Origin of the sequence: Kitasatospora sp. NPDC057904 (assembly GCF_042887925.1) — a bacterium.
Lineage (GTDB): Bacteria > Actinomycetota > Actinomycetes > Streptomycetales > Streptomycetaceae > Kitasatospora.
This window is the reverse complement of record NZ_JBHVOL010000016.1, coordinates 133,998-149,622: the sequence shown is the minus strand read 5'-3', so window position 1 is coordinate 149,622 and position 15,625 is coordinate 133,998. Positions and strand designations below refer to the sequence as shown.

Genomic DNA, 15,625 nt, shown 5'->3' with positions numbered 1-15,625 from the left:
CCCTACTCACCCCGTAGGGCGGTCAGCCCGGCTCACCCCGTAGGGCCGTCAGACCTGCTCGGCCAGCTCCAGCCAGCTCATCTCCAGCTCCTCCTTCTCCTCCCGGACGGTGCGCAGCTGCGCGTCCAGTTCCGCGACCTTGGAGAAGTCGGCGGCGTGCTCGGCGAGTTGGGCGTGCAGCTTGGACTCCTTCTCGTCCAGCTTGGCGATCTGCCGCTCCAGCTTCTGCATCTCCTTCTTGGCGGCGCGCAGGTCCCCGCCGGAGAGCCCGGCCCCGGCGGCCTCCTCGACCGCGGGAGCGGCCGCGGACGCGGCAGCAGCCGTAGCGGCGGCCATCCGCGCCCGGCGCTCCAGGTACTCGTCGACGCCGCCCGGAAGCATGCGCATCCGCTTGTCGCCGAGCAGCGCGTGCACGACGTCGGTCGTCCGCTCGATGAAGAAGCGGTCGTGGCTGATGACGACCATCGAGCCGGGCCAGCCGTCGAGCAGGTCCTCCAGCTGGTTGAGCGTCTCGATGTCGAGGTCGTTGGTCGGCTCGTCGAGGAAGAGCACGTTGGGCTCGTCCATGAGCAGGCGCAGCAGCTGCAGTCGCCGCCGCTCGCCGCCGGAGAGGTCGCCGACGGGCGTCCACTGCTTGTCCTTGCCGAAGCCGAACTGCTCGCACAGCTGGCCGGCGCTCATCTCCCGGCCCTTGCCGAGGTCGACGCGCGAGCGGACCTGCTCGACGGCCTGGAGCACGCGTACCTCCGGGTCCAGCTCCGCGATCTCCTGGGACAGGTAGGCGAGCCGGACGGTCTTGCCGACCTTGATCACGCCGGAGTCCGGCTGCACGTCGCCCTCGGAGGCGTACGCGTCGCGCAGGGCGCGCAGGAGCGAGGTCTTGCCGGCGCCGTTGACGCCGAGCAGGCCGATCCGGTCGCCGGGGCCGAGCTGCCAGGTGAGGTTCTCCAGGAGCAGCTTGGGGCCGGCCTTGACGGTCACGCCCTCCAGCTCGAAGACCGTCCGGCCGAGGCGCGCGTTGGCGAACTTCATCAGCTCGGACTTGTCGCGCGGCTCCGGCACGTCGGCGATCAGGGCGTTGGCGGCCTCGATGCGGTAGCGCGGCTTGGAGGTACGGGCGGGGGCGCCACGGCGCAGCCAGGCGAGCTCCTTGCGGGCGAGGTTCTGGCGCTTCTGCTCCTCGACGGCCTCGATGCGGGAGCGCTCGGCGCGCGCGAAGACGTAGTCGGAGTAGCCGCCCTCGTACTCGTGGACGGAGCCGCTCTGGACGTCCCACATCCGGGTGCAGACCTGGTCGAGGAACCAGCGGTCGTGGGTGACGCAGACGAGGGCCGAGCGGCGCTTCTGCAGGTGCTGGGCGAGCCAGTTGATGCCCTCGACGTCGAGGTGGTTGGTGGGCTCGTCGAGGATGATCAGCTCGGGCGAGCCGAGGAGCAGCTTGGCGAGGGCGATCCGGCGGCGCTCGCCGCCGGAGAGCGGGCCGATCACGGTGTCCAGGCCGTCGGCGAAGCCGGGCAGGTCGAGGCCGCCGAAGAGGCCTTCGATGATGTCGCGGATGCGGGCGTCCCCGAGCCACTCGTGGTCGGCGCGGTCGGCGATGACCTCGTGCCGGATGGTGGCCTTCGGGTCGAGCGAGTCGTGCTGCGTGAGGACGGCCGGTTCGAGGCCGCCGTTCCAGGTGATGCGGCCGCCGTCGGGCTCCTCCAGCTTGGCGAGCATCCGGATCAGGGTGGTCTTGCCGTCGCCGTTGCGGCCGACGACGCCGATCCGGTCGCCCTCGCTCACGCCCAGGCTGACCGCGTCGAGCAGGGCGCGGGTGCCGTAGACCTTCGTGACGGACTCGATGGTGGCGAGGTTGACGGCCACGTGTGCTGCGCTCCTGGGGGGTTCGGCGGTGCCGGGGCGGCCCGCCGTTCCCCGGCCGGGCGCCCCTCTCGGGGACGCCCCGATCTCCCCAGCCTAATGGGCCCGCCGAATCGCCCGCACCGCCGAGCTCACCGCCCGCACCGCCGAGCTCGGCCCCAGTACAGGGGCCGATGCATCACCGGGGCCGATCCCCTACAGCGGCCGGTCCACCACCGCGGCCCCCGCGACCGGCCCGTACGTGGCGTGCGCCGTCCGGCAGGTGCCGGAGGCGCGCAGGGCCGCGGCGATGGCGGCGGCGCCGTCGGCGTCCTTGGCGAGGAACGCGCAGGTCGGCCCGGAGCCGGAGACGAGGGCGCCGATCGCGCCCGCCTCGGTGCCGGCCCGCAGGGTGGCGGCGAGGGCGGGGCGCAGCGAGAGGGCGGCGGCCTGGAGGTCGTTGGAGAGCGCGGCGGCGAGGGCGACGGCGTCGCCGTCCGCCAGGGCGGTGAGCAGCGCGGGGTCGGCGTCGGGGGTGGGGACGTCGACGGCGCTGGAGCCGGTGCCGGCCTCGTCGCGCAGGCGGTCGCACTCGTGGAAGACGGCGGGGGTGGAGAGGCCGCCGTCGGCGACGGCGAAGACCCAGTGGTAGGTGCCCTCGACCGGGAGCGGCTCCAGGATCTCGCCCCGGCCGCGGCCCAGGGCGACGCCGCCGACCAGGGCGAACGGCACGTCGGAGCCGAGTTCGGCGGCGAGTTCCAGCAGCACGTCGGCCGGGGTGTCCAGCTTCCACAGGGCGTCGCAGGCGACCAGTGCCGCCGCGCCGTCGGCGCTGCCGCCGGCCATGCCGCCGGCGACCGGGATGGCCTTGGCGATGTGCAGGTGCACGGCGGGGTCGGCGATGCCGTGGTGGGCGGCGAGCAGCCGGGCCGCGCGGGCGGCGAGGTTGCCGTCGTCGAGCGGGACGGCGCCGGCGTCCGGGCCGGAGCAGGTCAGCGTGATGCCCGGGCGGTCGCCCGGGGTGGCCGTCACCTCGTCGCCGAGGGCGACGGCGAAGAAGACGTTGGCCAGGTCGTGGAAGCCGTCGGCGCGCAGGCCGCCGACCCCCAGCTGGACGTTGACCTTGGCCGGCACCCGTACGGTGATCACTCGTTCCCAGCCTTCGGCTTGTGCTCGGCGATGGCGGCGAACTGTTCCACCGTCAGCATCTCGCCGCGCAGCTTGTGGTCGATCCCGGCGGCGGCGAGGGCCTGTTCGGCCCCGGCGGCGGAGCCGGCCCAGCCGGCCAGGGCGGCCCGGAGGGTCTTGCGCCGCTGGGCGAACGCGGCGTCGACCACCGCGAACACCTCCGCGCGGCTCGCGGTGGTCCTGGGGGGCTCGCGGCGGATCAGCGAGACGAGGCCGGAGTCGACGTTGGGGGCGGGCCAGAAGACGTTGCGCCCGATGGCGCCGGCCCGCTTCACGTCGGCGTACCAGTTGGCCTTGACCGACGGGACGCCGTACACCTTGTTGCCGGGCTTGGCGGCGAGCCGGTCGGCGACCTCGCTCTGCACCATCACCAGGGTGCGCTCGATGCTGGGGAAGGTGGCCAGCATGTGCAGCAGGACGGGCACCGCCACGTTGTACGGGAGGTTGGCGACGAGCGCGGTGGGGGCCGGGCCGGGGAGCTCGGTGACCTCCATGGCGTCGCTGAACACCAGGTCGAAGGCGTCGGCCTTGCCCGGCATCCGGGCGGCGACGGTGTCCGGCAGGTGCTGCGCGAGCACCGGGTCGATCTCGACGGCGGTGACGTGCCGCGCGACCTCCAGCAGGGCGAGCGTCAGCGACCCGAGGCCGGGGCCGACCTCCACCACCGCGTCCTGCTCCGTCACGTCGGCGGCCCGGACGATCCGCCGCACGGTGTTGCCGTCGATGACGAAGTTCTGCCCGCGCTGCTTGGTCGGCTTCACGCCGAACGCGGCGGCCAGCTCCCGGATGTCGGCGGCGCCCAGCAGGTGGCTGTCAGGGGTGGGTTCGGTGGTGCTCACGGGCCAAGGATACGGGCGCGGGCCCTGCCGTCCGGACGCGCCGGACCGGACGGACGGGTTCCCGATGCCGCCCGCAGACCGGACGCACCGGGTTCGGTACCCCCGAACCGGGCGGCACCCAGCCCCGGCACCCAGCACCAGCACCGGCACCCAGCCCCAGCCCCAGCCCCGGCCCCAACCCCGGCACCCACGAACGAGGCGCCCCCGGCTCAGTACCCGAACGCCCGCGCCGTGTTCGCCGCGATCGCCGTCGCCAGCTCGTCCTCGTGCAGCCCCAGCGTCGCCGCCATCGACCGGACCGTGACCGGGATCAGGTACGGCGCGTTGGGCCGGCCGCGGTAGGGGTGCGGGGTGAGGAAGGGCGCGTCCGTCTCGACCAGGACGCGGTCGAGCGGGGTCGCCAGCAGGGCGTCGCGCAGCGGCTGGTTGGCCTTGAACGTGACCGGGCCCGCGAACGACAGGTACCAGCCGTGCTCGGCGCAGACCTTGGCCATCTCCGCGTCGCCCGAGTAGCAGTGGAAGACGGTCCGCTCGGGGGCGCCCTCCTCCAGGAGGACGGCGATGACGTCCTCGTGGGCGTCGCGGTCGTGGATGACCAGGGCCTTGCCGTGCCGCTTGGCGATCTCGATGTGCCGGCGGAACGACTCCTTCTGGATCTCCACGCCCTCGGGCCCGGTGCGGAAGTAGTCGAGGCCGGTCTCGCCGACGGCCCGCACCTGCGGCAGCGCCGCGAGGGCGTCGATCTCGGCGAGCGCCTCGTCCAGCGCCGCCGCACCGCCGGCCGGGCGCTGCTGCCCGGACCAGCCGTCGGGGTCGCCGAGGAAGATCCGCGGCGCCTCGTTGGGGTGCAGCGCGACGGCCGCGTGGACCTGCTCGAACCGGGCGGCCAGCTCGACTGCCCAGTGCGAGCCGGGCACGTCGCAGCCGACCTGGACGACGGTGGTGACCCCGACCGAGGCCGCGCGGGCGAGGCCCTCCTCGGGCGTGCCGGACTGCATGTCCAGGTGGGTGTGCGAGTCGGCCACCGCCACCGCCAGGGGTTCCGGCAGCGGCGGCGGGGTCGACCGGTCGTCGTCCTTCTTCGCCATCAGGAGGCGGGCTTCTCTTCGAGGCGCGGGAAGAGGATCTCGCCCTTGGTGACGGTGGCGCCGACGGGCAGTCGGCCCCAGTCGGCCGTGGTGGCGACGGTCTGCGCGGCGAGCGCGCCCAGTCCGGCCTCGGCACCGAGGGACGCCCACAGCTTCTCGGCCGTGGCCGGCATCACCGGGTTGAGCAGGACGGCGGTGGCGCGCAGCGACTCGGCGGCGGTGTACAGGATGGTGGCCAGGCGGGCCCGGCCCTCGGCCGAGTCGTCCTTGGCGACCTTCCAGGGCTCCTGGTCGCTGATGTAGCCGTTGACCTGCTTGACGAACTCGAAGATCGCCGCGAGGCCGCCCGCGAAGTCGAGGTCCTCGCCGATCTTCCGGTCGGCCGCGGCGACGGCGGCGGCGAGCCCGTCCTGGACGGCCTTCTCGGCCTCGCCGGACGCGGTCGCGGCGGGCAGCACGCCGTCGAAGTACTTGCCGACCATGGCGGCGACGCGGGAGGCCAGGTTGCCGAAGTCGTTGGCGAGTTCGGAGGTGTACCGGGCGGTGAAGTCCTCCCACGAGAAGGAGCCGTCGGTGCCGAACGGGATCGCGCGCAGGAAGTAGTACCGGTAGGCGTCCACGCCGAAGTGCGAGGTGAGGTCGGTGGGCGCGATGCCGGTCAGGTTGGACTTGGACATCTTCTCGCCGCCGACCATCAGCCAGCCGTTGGCGACGACCCGCTTGGGCAGCGGCAGTCCGGCGGCCATCAGCATGGCGGGCCAGATCACCGCGTGGAAGCGCAGGATGTCCTTGCCGACCAGGTGGACGGAGGCGGGCCACAGCTCGGCGAAGCGCTCCGGGTCGCTGCCGTAGCCGGCGGCGGTGATGTAGTTCTGCAGCGCGTCGACCCACACGTACAGGACGTGCTTCTCGTCCCAGGGCAGCGGGACGCCCCAGTTGAAGGTGGAGCGGGAGATCGACAGGTCCTTCAGGTCCTGCTCGACGAAGCGCAGCACCTCGTTGCGCGCCGAGGCGGGCTGGATGAAGTCCGGGTTGGCGGCGTAGAACTCCAGCAGCTTCGGTCCGTAGGCGGAGAGACGGAAGAAGTAGTTCTCCTCCTCCAGCCATTCCACCGGCCGCTTGTGCACGGCGCAGAGCTTCTCGTCCGCGGTGGCGCCGTCGAGCAGTTCGGCCGGGAGCTTGAACTCCTCGCAGCCGACGCAATACGGGCCGGAGTAACCGCCCTTGTAGATCTCGCCCTTGTCGTACAGGTCCTGGACGAATTCCTGGACGCGGTCGGTGTGGCGCTGCTGGGTGGTGCGGATGAAGTCGTCGTTGGCGATCTCCAGGTGCTCCCAGAGCGGCTTCCACGCCTCCTCGACCAGCTTGTCGCACCACTCCTGCGGGGTGACGCCGTTGGCCTCGGCGGTCCGCATGATCTTCTGACCGTGCTCGTCGGTGCCGGTCAGGTACCACACCTTCTCGCCGCGCTGGCGGTGCCAGCGAGTGAGGACGTCGCCCGCCACGGTGGTGTACGCGTGGCCCAGGTGCGGGCGATCGTTGACGTAGTAGATCGGGGTGGAAACGTAGTACGCCGGGGCGCTCGCCCCGGTGGTGCTGTGGTCTGCAGTGGCCGCCATGGTCGGAAAGCTTAGTCGGGCACGCGAGCGGCCCTCGACCGCGTTCCGCCCCGCGGACGCCCGGGAGCCGCCCCCGCCGACCGCAGACACCGGCCGCCCGGGGACCGCCCCGGCGGTCACGGGAGGACGGCCCCGCTGCGCGCCCCGGTGCGCGCCTTGGTGTCAGCCCAGCAGCCGCGACCAGAACCGGGCCCAGCGTCCGCGCGGCTGCGCGGGCCCGGACACCGCGGGCGGCCCGGCCGGCTCGGCGTGCGCCGGGTAGCCGGGGGCGTGCTGCCAGGGCTGGTCGGCGACGGCCACCCGGCCCTCGCGCATGATCCGGACGGTGTGTCCACCACACCCCGGGCAGGTCGGCTTGAGCAGCGGGGACGGTACCCGGACACCGTTGGCGTGGTACTCGAACACGACGTGGCCGTCCCTGGCGACGTGGTGCTCGATGTCGTACGCCTGCTCCCACCCGTACCCGCACTTCAGGCACGCGAAGGAGTAGGCCTCCCGAACGGTCTCGACGGGAGTGTGCGCCCGCCCGGCCGGGACGGGGTCGCTCAGCGCGTTGCCACCGAGGGGGCTACCGATCGTCTCGCTCATAGCCGTCTCCCAGCGCCCGCCGGGCGCTCGCCCGGCTGGGTCTTTCCATTCCAGGAAATGCCCGGACCGCCCCTGGCGATGCCCTGCTTGTGAAGACTTGGATGCGGGTTGGGGATCCCTAGACGAAAGGTCGGATCCATTGCGGAAACCGCGGCCAAAGCTTCAGCTCAGTTGGCGTTTACCGGGGCCTTCACTCCAAGGTACGACGCACCGCCCGCCACGCAACCCCCGGAATTCACCGGCTTATCAAACCCGTTCGAACCCGTACCCGCCCGCGCCCACTTCCCCGTGGCCGCGGGCGCCCCCTCCCCCGTGGTGCCGGGCCCTGCTTCCCGGCACCGGCCGGGTCCTACTTCCCGGTACCGGCCGGGCCGTGCTTCCCGGTCCCGGAGCCCTCCTTCTTCGCCGCGACGACGGCGTCGAACACCTCCCGCTTGGGCAGCGCCAGCTCCGCCGCGACGGCGGCGATGGCCTCCTTGCGGTGCTCCCCCGCCTCCTCGCGGACGGCGACCAGGCGGGCCAGCTCGGCCGGGGTGAGCTCCTGCGGCGCGGCCGGCGGGGCCCCGGCGACGACCACGGTGATCTCGCCCTTGACGCCCTCGGCCGCCCAGGCCGCCAGCTCGCCGATCGGGCCGCGCTTGACCTCCTCGTAGGTCTTGGTCAGCTCGCGGCACACCGCCGCGGGCCGCTCGGGCCCGAAGGCCTCGGCCATCGCCGCGAGCGCCTCGGCGATCCGGTGCGGCGCCTCGAAGAAGACCATCGTGCGCGGCTCGGCGGCGATCGAGGCGAGCTGGCGGGCCCGGTCGCCGGTCTTGCGCGGCAGGAAGCCCTCGAAGGTGAAGCGGTCGACGGGCAGCCCGGACAGGGCGAGCGCGGTGAGCACCGCGGACGGCCCGGGCACCGCGGTGACCTTGACGTCGGCCGCGACCGCCGCGGCGACGAGCCGGTAGCCGGGGTCGGACACGGACGGCATGCCTGCGTCCGTGACCAGCAGCACCCGGGCGCCGCCGAGCAGTGCCTCGACCAGTTCGGGGGTGCGGCCGACCTCGTTGCCCTCGAAGTAGGAGACCACCCGCCCGGCGGGGGTCACCCCGAGCGCCTGGGTCAGCCGGCGCAGCCGCCGGGTGTCCTCGGCCGCGATCACGTCCGCGGTCGAGAGTTCGGTGAGCAGCCGGGGCGGGGCGTCCGAGACGTCGCCGATGGGGGTGCCTGCGAGAACGAGTACTCCTGTCACGGGCCCCATCCTTCCAGCCCGCGTGCTTATGGTGACGATTCGGGCAGCTTCCGAGGGGCCGGTCCGACGATAGGACCGCGCGCCTACGATGTGGCGGATGAACGGCGACACGGCGGCGCAGACGCCCACTGGTAGAGACCGCACCACACCGGGTGGCCTCGGCGCGACGGACCTGCCGTCCGGTTCCGTGCCCGCCGTCCCGGCCCCGCGCCCGCCGGTGGCCGACCCGCCCGCCGACCCGCCCGCCGACCGGCCCGCCGCCTGGCGCCGACGCCTGGCCGGCTTCGGCTACGCGCCGCGCCCGGCCGCGCCGCTGACCGAACGCCTCGTGCCGCCGATGCCGGACGGCCCCGGGGTGACGCCGGACGACGTCCCGCCGTCCCCGCTGCTGCTGCGCCTGGGCATCGCGGTGCCGCCGGCCCTGTGGGCGTTCCTGTGCCGCTGGTCGGGCTGGCTCGGCCCGGTCGCCGTCGCGGTCTTCGCCGGGATCCTGCGGTTCACCGACCTCGGGGAGCCGCACGCGATCATCTTCGACGAGACGTACTACGCCAAGGACGCGTACGCGCTCTGGCACGGCGGCTACGAGATCAACTGGCCGGACGGCGCCAACGAGCAGATCATGAAGGACGGGACGGCCCCCTACCGCCCGATGGCCGGCTACGTCGTCCACCCGCCGGTGGGCAAGTGGATCATCGGCTTCGGCGAGTGGCTGTTCGGGATGAACCCCTTCGGCTGGCGCTTCGCGGTGGCCCTGCTCGGCACGGTGTCCGTGCTGATGATCGCCCGGATCGCCCGCCGCCTGTTCCGTTCCACCCTGCTGGGCTGCGTGGCCGGCCTGCTGCTCTCGGTGGACGGCCTGCACTTCGTGCTCAGCCGCTCGGCCCTGCTGGACCTCGTGGTGATGTTCTGGATCCTCGCCGCCTTCGGCTTCCTGATCCTGGACCGCGACCGCACCAGGGCCCTGCTGGCCGCCCGGCTCGACGGGATCGCGGACGCCGCGCTCGCCCAGCGGGTGCGCCTGGGCTGGCGCCCGTACCGGATCGCGGCCGGCGTCTGCGTCGGCCTGACCTGCGCGACCAAGTGGAGCGGCCTGTACGTCGCGGCCGCCTTCGGCCTGATGACCGTGCTCTGGGACGCGGGCGCGCGCCGCCTGGCCGGGGCCCCGCGCCCGTACCTGGCGGCGCTCACCCGGGACGCGCTGCCGGCCTTCGTCTCGGTCGTCGTGGTCGCGCTGGGGGTCTACGTCGCCTCGTGGTGGGGCTGGTTCGCCAGCAGCAACGCGCCCGGCCAGGGCGGCTGGGGCCGCGACTGGGCGGCCGGCCGGAGCACCGACTACCCGTGGATCCCGGAGGGCCTGCGCGCCCTGTGGCACTACCACTCCACGATGTACGACTTCCACACCCACCTGACCGACCCGCACACCTACCAGTCGAACCCGTGGAGCTGGCTGGTCCTCGGCCGGCCGGTCTCCTTCTACTACGAGTCCCCGAAGACGGGCCAGGACGGCTGCACCGCGGCCGAGTGCGCCCGCGAGGTGCTCGGCCTCGGCACCCCGCTGCTGTGGTGGGCCGGCTGCATCGCCCTGGTGTACTGCCTGTGGCGCTGGGCGGCCCGGCGGGACTGGCGGGCCGGCGCGGTGCTGTGCGGCCTGGCGGCCGGCTACCTGCCCTGGTTCGAGTACCAGCAGCGGACGATCTTCCTGTTCTACGCGGTCGCCTTCGTCCCGTTCCTGGTGCTCGCGGTGACGATGATGCTCGGCGCGATGATCGGGCCCCCGGGCGCCTCCCGGGACCGCCGGATCATCGGCGGCGCGTCGGCCGGCCTGCTGGTCCTGCTGATCGTCTGGAACTTCCTGTTCTTCTTCCCGCTGTTCTCCGGACAGACGATCCCGATGGACGACTGGCGCCGGCGGATGTGGTTCAACAGCTGGATCTGAGCCGGCTCCGGGCCGGGCCGGCCCGCCGCGCCCCGGTCCGGCCGGGAGTGCGGGGACCGTACGCATACGGTGTTCGACACGTACCAGAACCGTCACAACTCCCGGGCGTTTCGTCGGCGCACCGAGTCGGCCTGCCTAGGGTGGGGGGTCAGTACCGCGTTAGTCGCCCGACCCCTGGGGGAGCAGCACCATGCGCAAAGGCGCGAAAATCGGCATCATCACCGGCGTGTCCGTCGCCGTGCTCGCAGGCGGCGGCTACGGCGCGTACAGCCTGGTGAACGGCTCGGGCGACGGGTCCGGCTCGGCCAAGAAGCCCCGCACGGTGGTCGCCGAACCCCCCTCCGCGGACCAGGCGGCCAGCGGCGCCAAGGACTTCCTGGCGGCCTGGGCGGCCGGCGACGTGGCCAAGGCGGCTTCGCTGACCGACAACCCGGACGCCGCCACGGCCGCGCTGACCGCCTTCAAGGAGCAGGTCAAGCCGAGCGCGCTGACGCTGACCCCGTCCGGCCCGGCCACCCCGCAGGCCTTCGCCTCGGCCACCGGCACCCCCACCCCGGCCAAGCCGTCCGGCGCACCCTCCGCGTCCGCGACCCCCTCGGCCGCCGGCACGCCGGGCGCGAGCGACTCGCCGTCCGCCGCCGCCACCCCCGCGCCCACCGGCGTGCTGATGGGCTTCAAGGCGCGCGCCGAGTTCGAGGGCACCGCCCGGGTCTGGGACTACAACGGCTTCCTCGGCGTCGTGAAGATGAGCGACGACACCCCGGCCGTGCACTGGGCCCCGAGCGTGCTCCACCCGCACCTGTCCGGGAACGAGACGATCGCCACCCAGCAGGTCTTCGCCCCGCCGTCCAGCGCCGTGGACCGCAACGGCAAGCCGCTGCAGGCCCCCTCGCTCACCGCGTCGCTGGCGACCCTCCAGGACAACGCCCGCAAGCTGCTGCCGCCGGACCCGAACAAGGACCAGGACGCGGGCAGCGCGGTCGTCATCAGCGACCCGGCCGGCAAGACCGCCCCGGACAAGCTGTTCACGATCGTCGAACCCAAGCCGGGCAAGCCGTTCAAGGTGACGATCGACAACGCCATCCAGGCCGCGGCCGAGAAGGCGATGACCGACCTGGGCGGCAAGCAGGGCTCCATCGTCGCGATCGAGCCGAGCACCGGTCAGGTGCTGGCCTTCGCCAACGCGCCGTCCAACGGCCAGAACCGGGCCTTCCTGGGCCTGCTCGCGCCCGGCTCGACGATGAAGATCGTCACCTCGACGGCGCTGCTGGAGGCCGGGATCAACCCGGACTCGAACGTGGCCTGCCCGGAGAAGAGCAGCAACCCGGTGGCGATCCCGAACGACTTCCCGGGCGCCTTCCCGAACAACACCCTCCAGGACGACTTCAAGGTGTCCTGCAACACCGCCTTCATCAACCAGGGCCTGACCAGCCTGAAGCCGGAGACGCTCGCGGCCACCGCCAAGGACGTCTACGGCGTCGGCCTGGAGTGGAAGACCGGCCTGCCGAACTCGGACGGCAAGATCCCGGCCACCCCGGGCAGCAAGGACGAGCAGGCGATGAACTACATCGGCCAGGGCAAGGTCCAGATGAACCCGCTGGCGATCGCCTCGATCACGGCGACCGTGCAGAGCGGCGCGTTCAAGCAGCCCATCCTGGTCGCCGGCCTGCCGCAGCAGCCGGCCGCCCGCCAGATCTCGCCGGACGTCGCCGGCAAGCTGCGCGCGATGATGAACGCCACCGCCACCGGCGGCACGGCCCAGGCCGTGATGGCCGGGATCACCGACAACGCGGGCGCCAAGACCGGCTCCGCCGAGGTCGCCGGCGCGGCCACCACCAACAGCTGGTTCACCGCCTACCGCGGCAACATCGCGGTCGCGGCCGAGGTGCAGGGCGGCGGCCACGGCGTCGACGCGGCCGGCCCGGCCGTCGCCTCGCTGCTCAAGTCCTTCGGCAACCGGTAGACCCCACACGCACCGGCACCCCCAGGAGCCCGCTCAGCCCCTCGGCAGAGCGGGCTCCGGCCGTTCCGGGCGGTCCGGCTGTTCCGGGCGCCGCCGCACCACGGCGGCCGGCCGGTTGCTCCACCGCCGCGCGGCGAGCCGGGGCCAGATCACCAGGACGGCCGGCAGCGCGAGGTACCCGAAGCGCCCGGCCGGGGCCAGCATGAAGGCGATCGCGAGCCCCGCGGCCAGCAGGTCGGCGGCGCCGGTCGCGGTCACCGGCGGCCGGGCCAGCAGCCAGATGGCCACCGCGACGCCGCCGAGGGTCATCAGCGTCAGCGAGACGGTGTGCCCGGTCGGTCCGAAGCCGGCCAGCACCTTGCCGGGCAGCGGGCTGCCGGCCGGGGTGCGGATCGCGGTCATCCCGAGCGGGAAGAGCACCACCTGCTCACGCAGCTCGGCCGCCCTGGTCAGCACGGACGGCAGGAGCACGGCCAGGCTCGTGCCGACCGCGATCAGCCCGGTCCGGGCCGCCGGGCGCCGCCCGTAGAGCCGCCACAGCAGCAGGACGGCGACGGGCAGCGCGGGCCAGGCCGTCCACTTGAGGGTGCAGGCGAGGGCGAGGACGAGCCCCGCGGCGACGGTGCGGTCGCGCTCGGCGAGTGCCATGGCCAGGCAGCAGACGCCGATCAGCGGCAGGTCGACACCGCCGACGACGAGGGCGAGCGCTATCAGCGGCGAGGCGGTGAGCACCGCGAGCGGCAGCAGCGGGGCGCGGTCCCGGGAGGGCCGCAGCAGGCCCCAGCTGGCCAGCAGGCAGGCGAAGAAGGTGAGCGCGAACCAGATCCGGGCGTCCCCGGCGACCCGGGTGAAGGCGTCGCCGCTGCCGAGCAGTTGGCGGGGCATCCCGAAGAGGGACATGGCCGGCAGGTACGGGTTGTAGTCGGTGACCACGACGGGGTGCTGCAGGTAGGCGCTGCCGGTGGTGAGCAGCAGGTGGGCCGAGCGCTCGACCACCATCACCTCGGACTGGTGGCGGCCCTGGACGGCGAGGAGCGCCAGCGGCACGACGACGGCCCCGAGGAGGGCGACCGCCGCGGCGGAACGCGCCGCGAACCGGCGCGGCAGGATCAGGCAGAGCAGCCCGGCCAGGGCGTAGGCGGGGGCCGCGATGATGCCCCAGACGCGCTGGTTGGGCAGGTCGGAGACGAGCGGGAAGGCGGCCGCCCAGCCGGCCGCGACGGCGCAGCCGAGCAGCTGGACGCTGCGCAGGGAGGCGAGCCGGGCGGGGTCGGTCCGCGCGGCCGTGGGCGGAAACGTGTTCTCGCGGCGCTGGCGGGGGACGGCCCTGGAGACCAGGCCGCGCAGGGGGCGGTCGGGCCGGGAGGGCGGTCCGACCGGTTGGGGGGCCGGCGTTCTGGAACGGCCGGTGAAGCGGCCGCGCGGGCGGGAGAAGCCGGGCGTGCGGGTGCTCACCATGGTGGAAGGTTATGGGTGGGGGGCCCGCGCTGTCGCCACCGGGATCGACGGAGAGTCGCGGTCTACGCGCGAAGAGTCGCCAGGCGTCTTGCCACCTGGCGACCCTTCGTATCCATAGCAACGGGCGGTGACCACCGCCGGATCCGGAGCGTGAGACGGATCAGCCGGAGTGGCTGTCCACCGGGGCGCTCTGCTGCTCCGCTCCGCGCTCCAGCTTCGAGTTCTTGATGCTGTAACCGAAGTAGACGACCACGGCGACGGCGAGGGCGATCGCCCCGGCCCGGAAGGTGTCGGCGTGCAGGCCGGTGATCAGGTAGCCGCAGAAGCCGACGCTGAGCAGCGGCACGACCGGGTAGCCGGGCACCTTGAAGCCGCGCGGCAGGTCGGGCTGGGTGCGGCGCAGGACGATGACGCCCACCGAGACGACCGAGAAGGCGATGAGCGTCCCGAGGCTGGTGATGTCGGCCAGGATGTTGAGCGGGACGAACGCGGCGAGCGCGCCCACGCCGACGCCGACCACGATCGTGTTCCAGACCGGGGTGCCGGTGCGCGGCGAGAGCTCGGCGAAGCGCTTGGGCAGCATGCCGTCGCGGCCCATGGAGTACAGGATGCGGGTCTGGCCGTAGATCACCACGAGGGTGATGCTGAAGATCGAGAGGATCGCGCCGACCGCGAAGACCATCGCGGGCCAGCTCTGGCCGGTGATGTCCTGGAGGATCTGGGCGAGCCCGGCCTCCTGGCCGTCGAACTTCTGCCACGGCTGGGCGCCGATGCCGGCCAGCGCGACCAGGATGTAGAGCAGGGTCACCACGACCAGCGAGATGATGATCGCCAGCGGCAGGGTGCGGCGGGGGTTCTTGACCTCCTCGCCGGCGGTGGACACGGCGTCCAGGCCGATGAACGAGAAGAAGATGCTGGAGGCCGCGACCTGCACGCCTCCGATGCCGAGCGGCATGAACGGGGTCAGGTTGCCGGAGTGGAAGCCGGTGAGCGCGACGCCGACGAACAGCACCAGGATGAGGATCTTGATCGCGACCATCGCCGCGTTGACCTTCACCGACTCGCTGACGCCGCGGATCAGCAGGAAGCAGACCATGGCGACCAGCAGCAGCGCCGGCAGGTTGAACCAGTGGGTGCTGTCCGGCGCGCCCGCCAGTTGCTCGGGGATCTTGACCCCGAAGGCCAGGTCGAGGAACTTGTCGAGGTACTCGGCCCAGCTCACCGCGATCGCGGAGGCGGACACGCCGTACTCCATCAGCAGGCAGATGCCGACGCCGAAGGCGACGCCCTCGCCGAGGGTCGCGTAGGCGTAGGAGTAGGACGAGCCGGAGACCGGGATCGCGGAGGCCATCTCGGCGTAGCACAGCGCCGTGAGGCCCGCCGTGACGGCGGCGATGACGAAGGACAGGATGACGGCCGGTCCGGCGGACGGCACCGCGGTGTTGAGCACGAAGAAGATGCCGGTACCGATGGTGGCGCCGATGCCGATCGAGGACAGCTGCCAGAGTCCGATGGAGCGGCGGAGGTGGATGCCGGAGCGTCCGCCCTCCTCCGGCGCGCCGGCCGGGAGGCTGTCCCGGCCCTCGCTCTCGGCGATCAGTGTCGACACGGGCTTGCGTCGCAGCAGACGCGCACCAAGGGAGTTGCTGGCCAAAACCGCGGTCTTTCTAGGCGAGGGAGGGTGTCCTAGCGGTCGGTCACCAAGTGCGATACGGGGTGTCATCGGGGACCAACCGAACAAAGATGGGACAGTACCGCGCGAATGCACCAGTGTCGCAAACGAACAGTCCGGGCTTGCGCATTATACGAACTGTCGAATGGACAAGGACAAACCGGACGCTTCGTAAACGGCGAATCTCCCTCGGGCGAG

General features: G+C 72.9%; 11 protein-coding genes. 2 read left to right on the top strand and 9 right to left on the bottom strand.

The window, feature by feature from the left end:
- Window positions 1-48: 48 nt before the first annotated feature.
- From ACFVSN_RS32540 to rsmI, 7 genes are all read right to left on the bottom strand, one after another.
- Window positions 49-1,866, bottom strand: a complete 1,818-nt coding sequence (locus tag ACFVSN_RS32540; protein ID WP_387957194.1) for an ABC-F family ATP-binding cassette domain-containing protein — start codon at window positions 1,864-1,866, stop codon at window positions 49-51.
- Between the two features lie 192 nt (window positions 1,867-2,058).
- Window positions 2,059-2,991, bottom strand: a complete 933-nt coding sequence (locus ACFVSN_RS32535; RefSeq protein WP_387957191.1) for a 4-(cytidine 5'-diphospho)-2-C-methyl-D-erythritol kinase — start codon at window positions 2,989-2,991, stop codon at window positions 2,059-2,061.
- The gene (rsmA, locus tag ACFVSN_RS32530; RefSeq protein WP_380444257.1) at window positions 2,988-3,869 is read right to left on the bottom strand and encodes a 16S rRNA (adenine(1518)-N(6)/adenine(1519)-N(6))-dimethyltransferase RsmA; all 882 of its coding nucleotides are present in this window, start codon (window positions 3,867-3,869) and stop codon (window positions 2,988-2,990) included. The genes ACFVSN_RS32535 and rsmA overlap by 4 nt, the downstream gene beginning before the upstream one ends.
- 209 nt (window positions 3,870-4,078) lie before the next feature.
- The gene (locus tag ACFVSN_RS32525; protein WP_380444255.1) at window positions 4,079-4,957 is read right to left on the bottom strand and encodes a TatD family hydrolase; all 879 of its coding nucleotides are present in this window, start codon (window positions 4,955-4,957) and stop codon (window positions 4,079-4,081) included.
- Window positions 4,957-6,576 carry a methionine--tRNA ligase gene (metG, locus tag ACFVSN_RS32520; protein ID WP_380444253.1) on the bottom strand — a complete coding sequence of 540 codons (1,620 nt, stop codon included), beginning with the start codon at window positions 6,574-6,576 and terminating at the stop codon, window positions 4,957-4,959. The genes ACFVSN_RS32525 and metG overlap by 1 nt, the downstream gene beginning before the upstream one ends.
- Window positions 6,577-6,738: 162 nt before the next feature.
- Entirely contained in the window at window positions 6,739-7,164 is a 426-nt protein-coding gene (locus ACFVSN_RS32515; RefSeq protein ID WP_380444251.1) for a hypothetical protein, read from the bottom strand.
- Between the two features lie 349 nt (window positions 7,165-7,513).
- A complete protein-coding gene (gene rsmI, locus ACFVSN_RS32510) occupies window positions 7,514-8,398 on the bottom strand; it encodes a 16S rRNA (cytidine(1402)-2'-O)-methyltransferase (protein ID WP_387595387.1) in 885 nt (294 codons plus the stop codon).
- 97 nt (window positions 8,399-8,495) lie between these two features.
- On the opposite strand from rsmI, the gene ACFVSN_RS32505 reads away from it, so the two are divergent.
- Together ACFVSN_RS32505 and ACFVSN_RS32500 are read left to right on the top strand one after the other, a co-directional pair.
- On the top strand, window positions 8,496-10,334 hold the full coding sequence (locus tag ACFVSN_RS32505; protein ID WP_387595390.1) for a dolichyl-phosphate-mannose--protein mannosyltransferase: 1,839 nt from the start codon (window positions 8,496-8,498) through the stop codon (window positions 10,332-10,334).
- A gap of 190 nt (window positions 10,335-10,524) precedes the next feature.
- Window positions 10,525-12,297, top strand: a complete 1,773-nt coding sequence (locus tag ACFVSN_RS32500) for a penicillin-binding transpeptidase domain-containing protein (protein ID WP_380444245.1) — start codon at window positions 10,525-10,527, stop codon at window positions 12,295-12,297.
- Between the two features lie 33 nt (window positions 12,298-12,330).
- Here ACFVSN_RS32500 and ACFVSN_RS32495 read toward each other — a convergent pair whose 3' ends face one another.
- Window positions 12,331-13,755, bottom strand: a complete 1,425-nt coding sequence (locus ACFVSN_RS32495) for a hypothetical protein (protein WP_387957189.1) — start codon at window positions 13,753-13,755, stop codon at window positions 12,331-12,333.
- 160 nt (window positions 13,756-13,915) lie between these two features.
- Window positions 13,916-15,478 (bottom strand): amino acid permease, encoded by a 1,563-nt coding sequence (locus ACFVSN_RS32490; protein WP_380444241.1) that lies wholly within the window; start codon window positions 15,476-15,478, stop codon window positions 13,916-13,918.
- Window positions 15,479-15,625 lie beyond the last annotated feature (147 nt).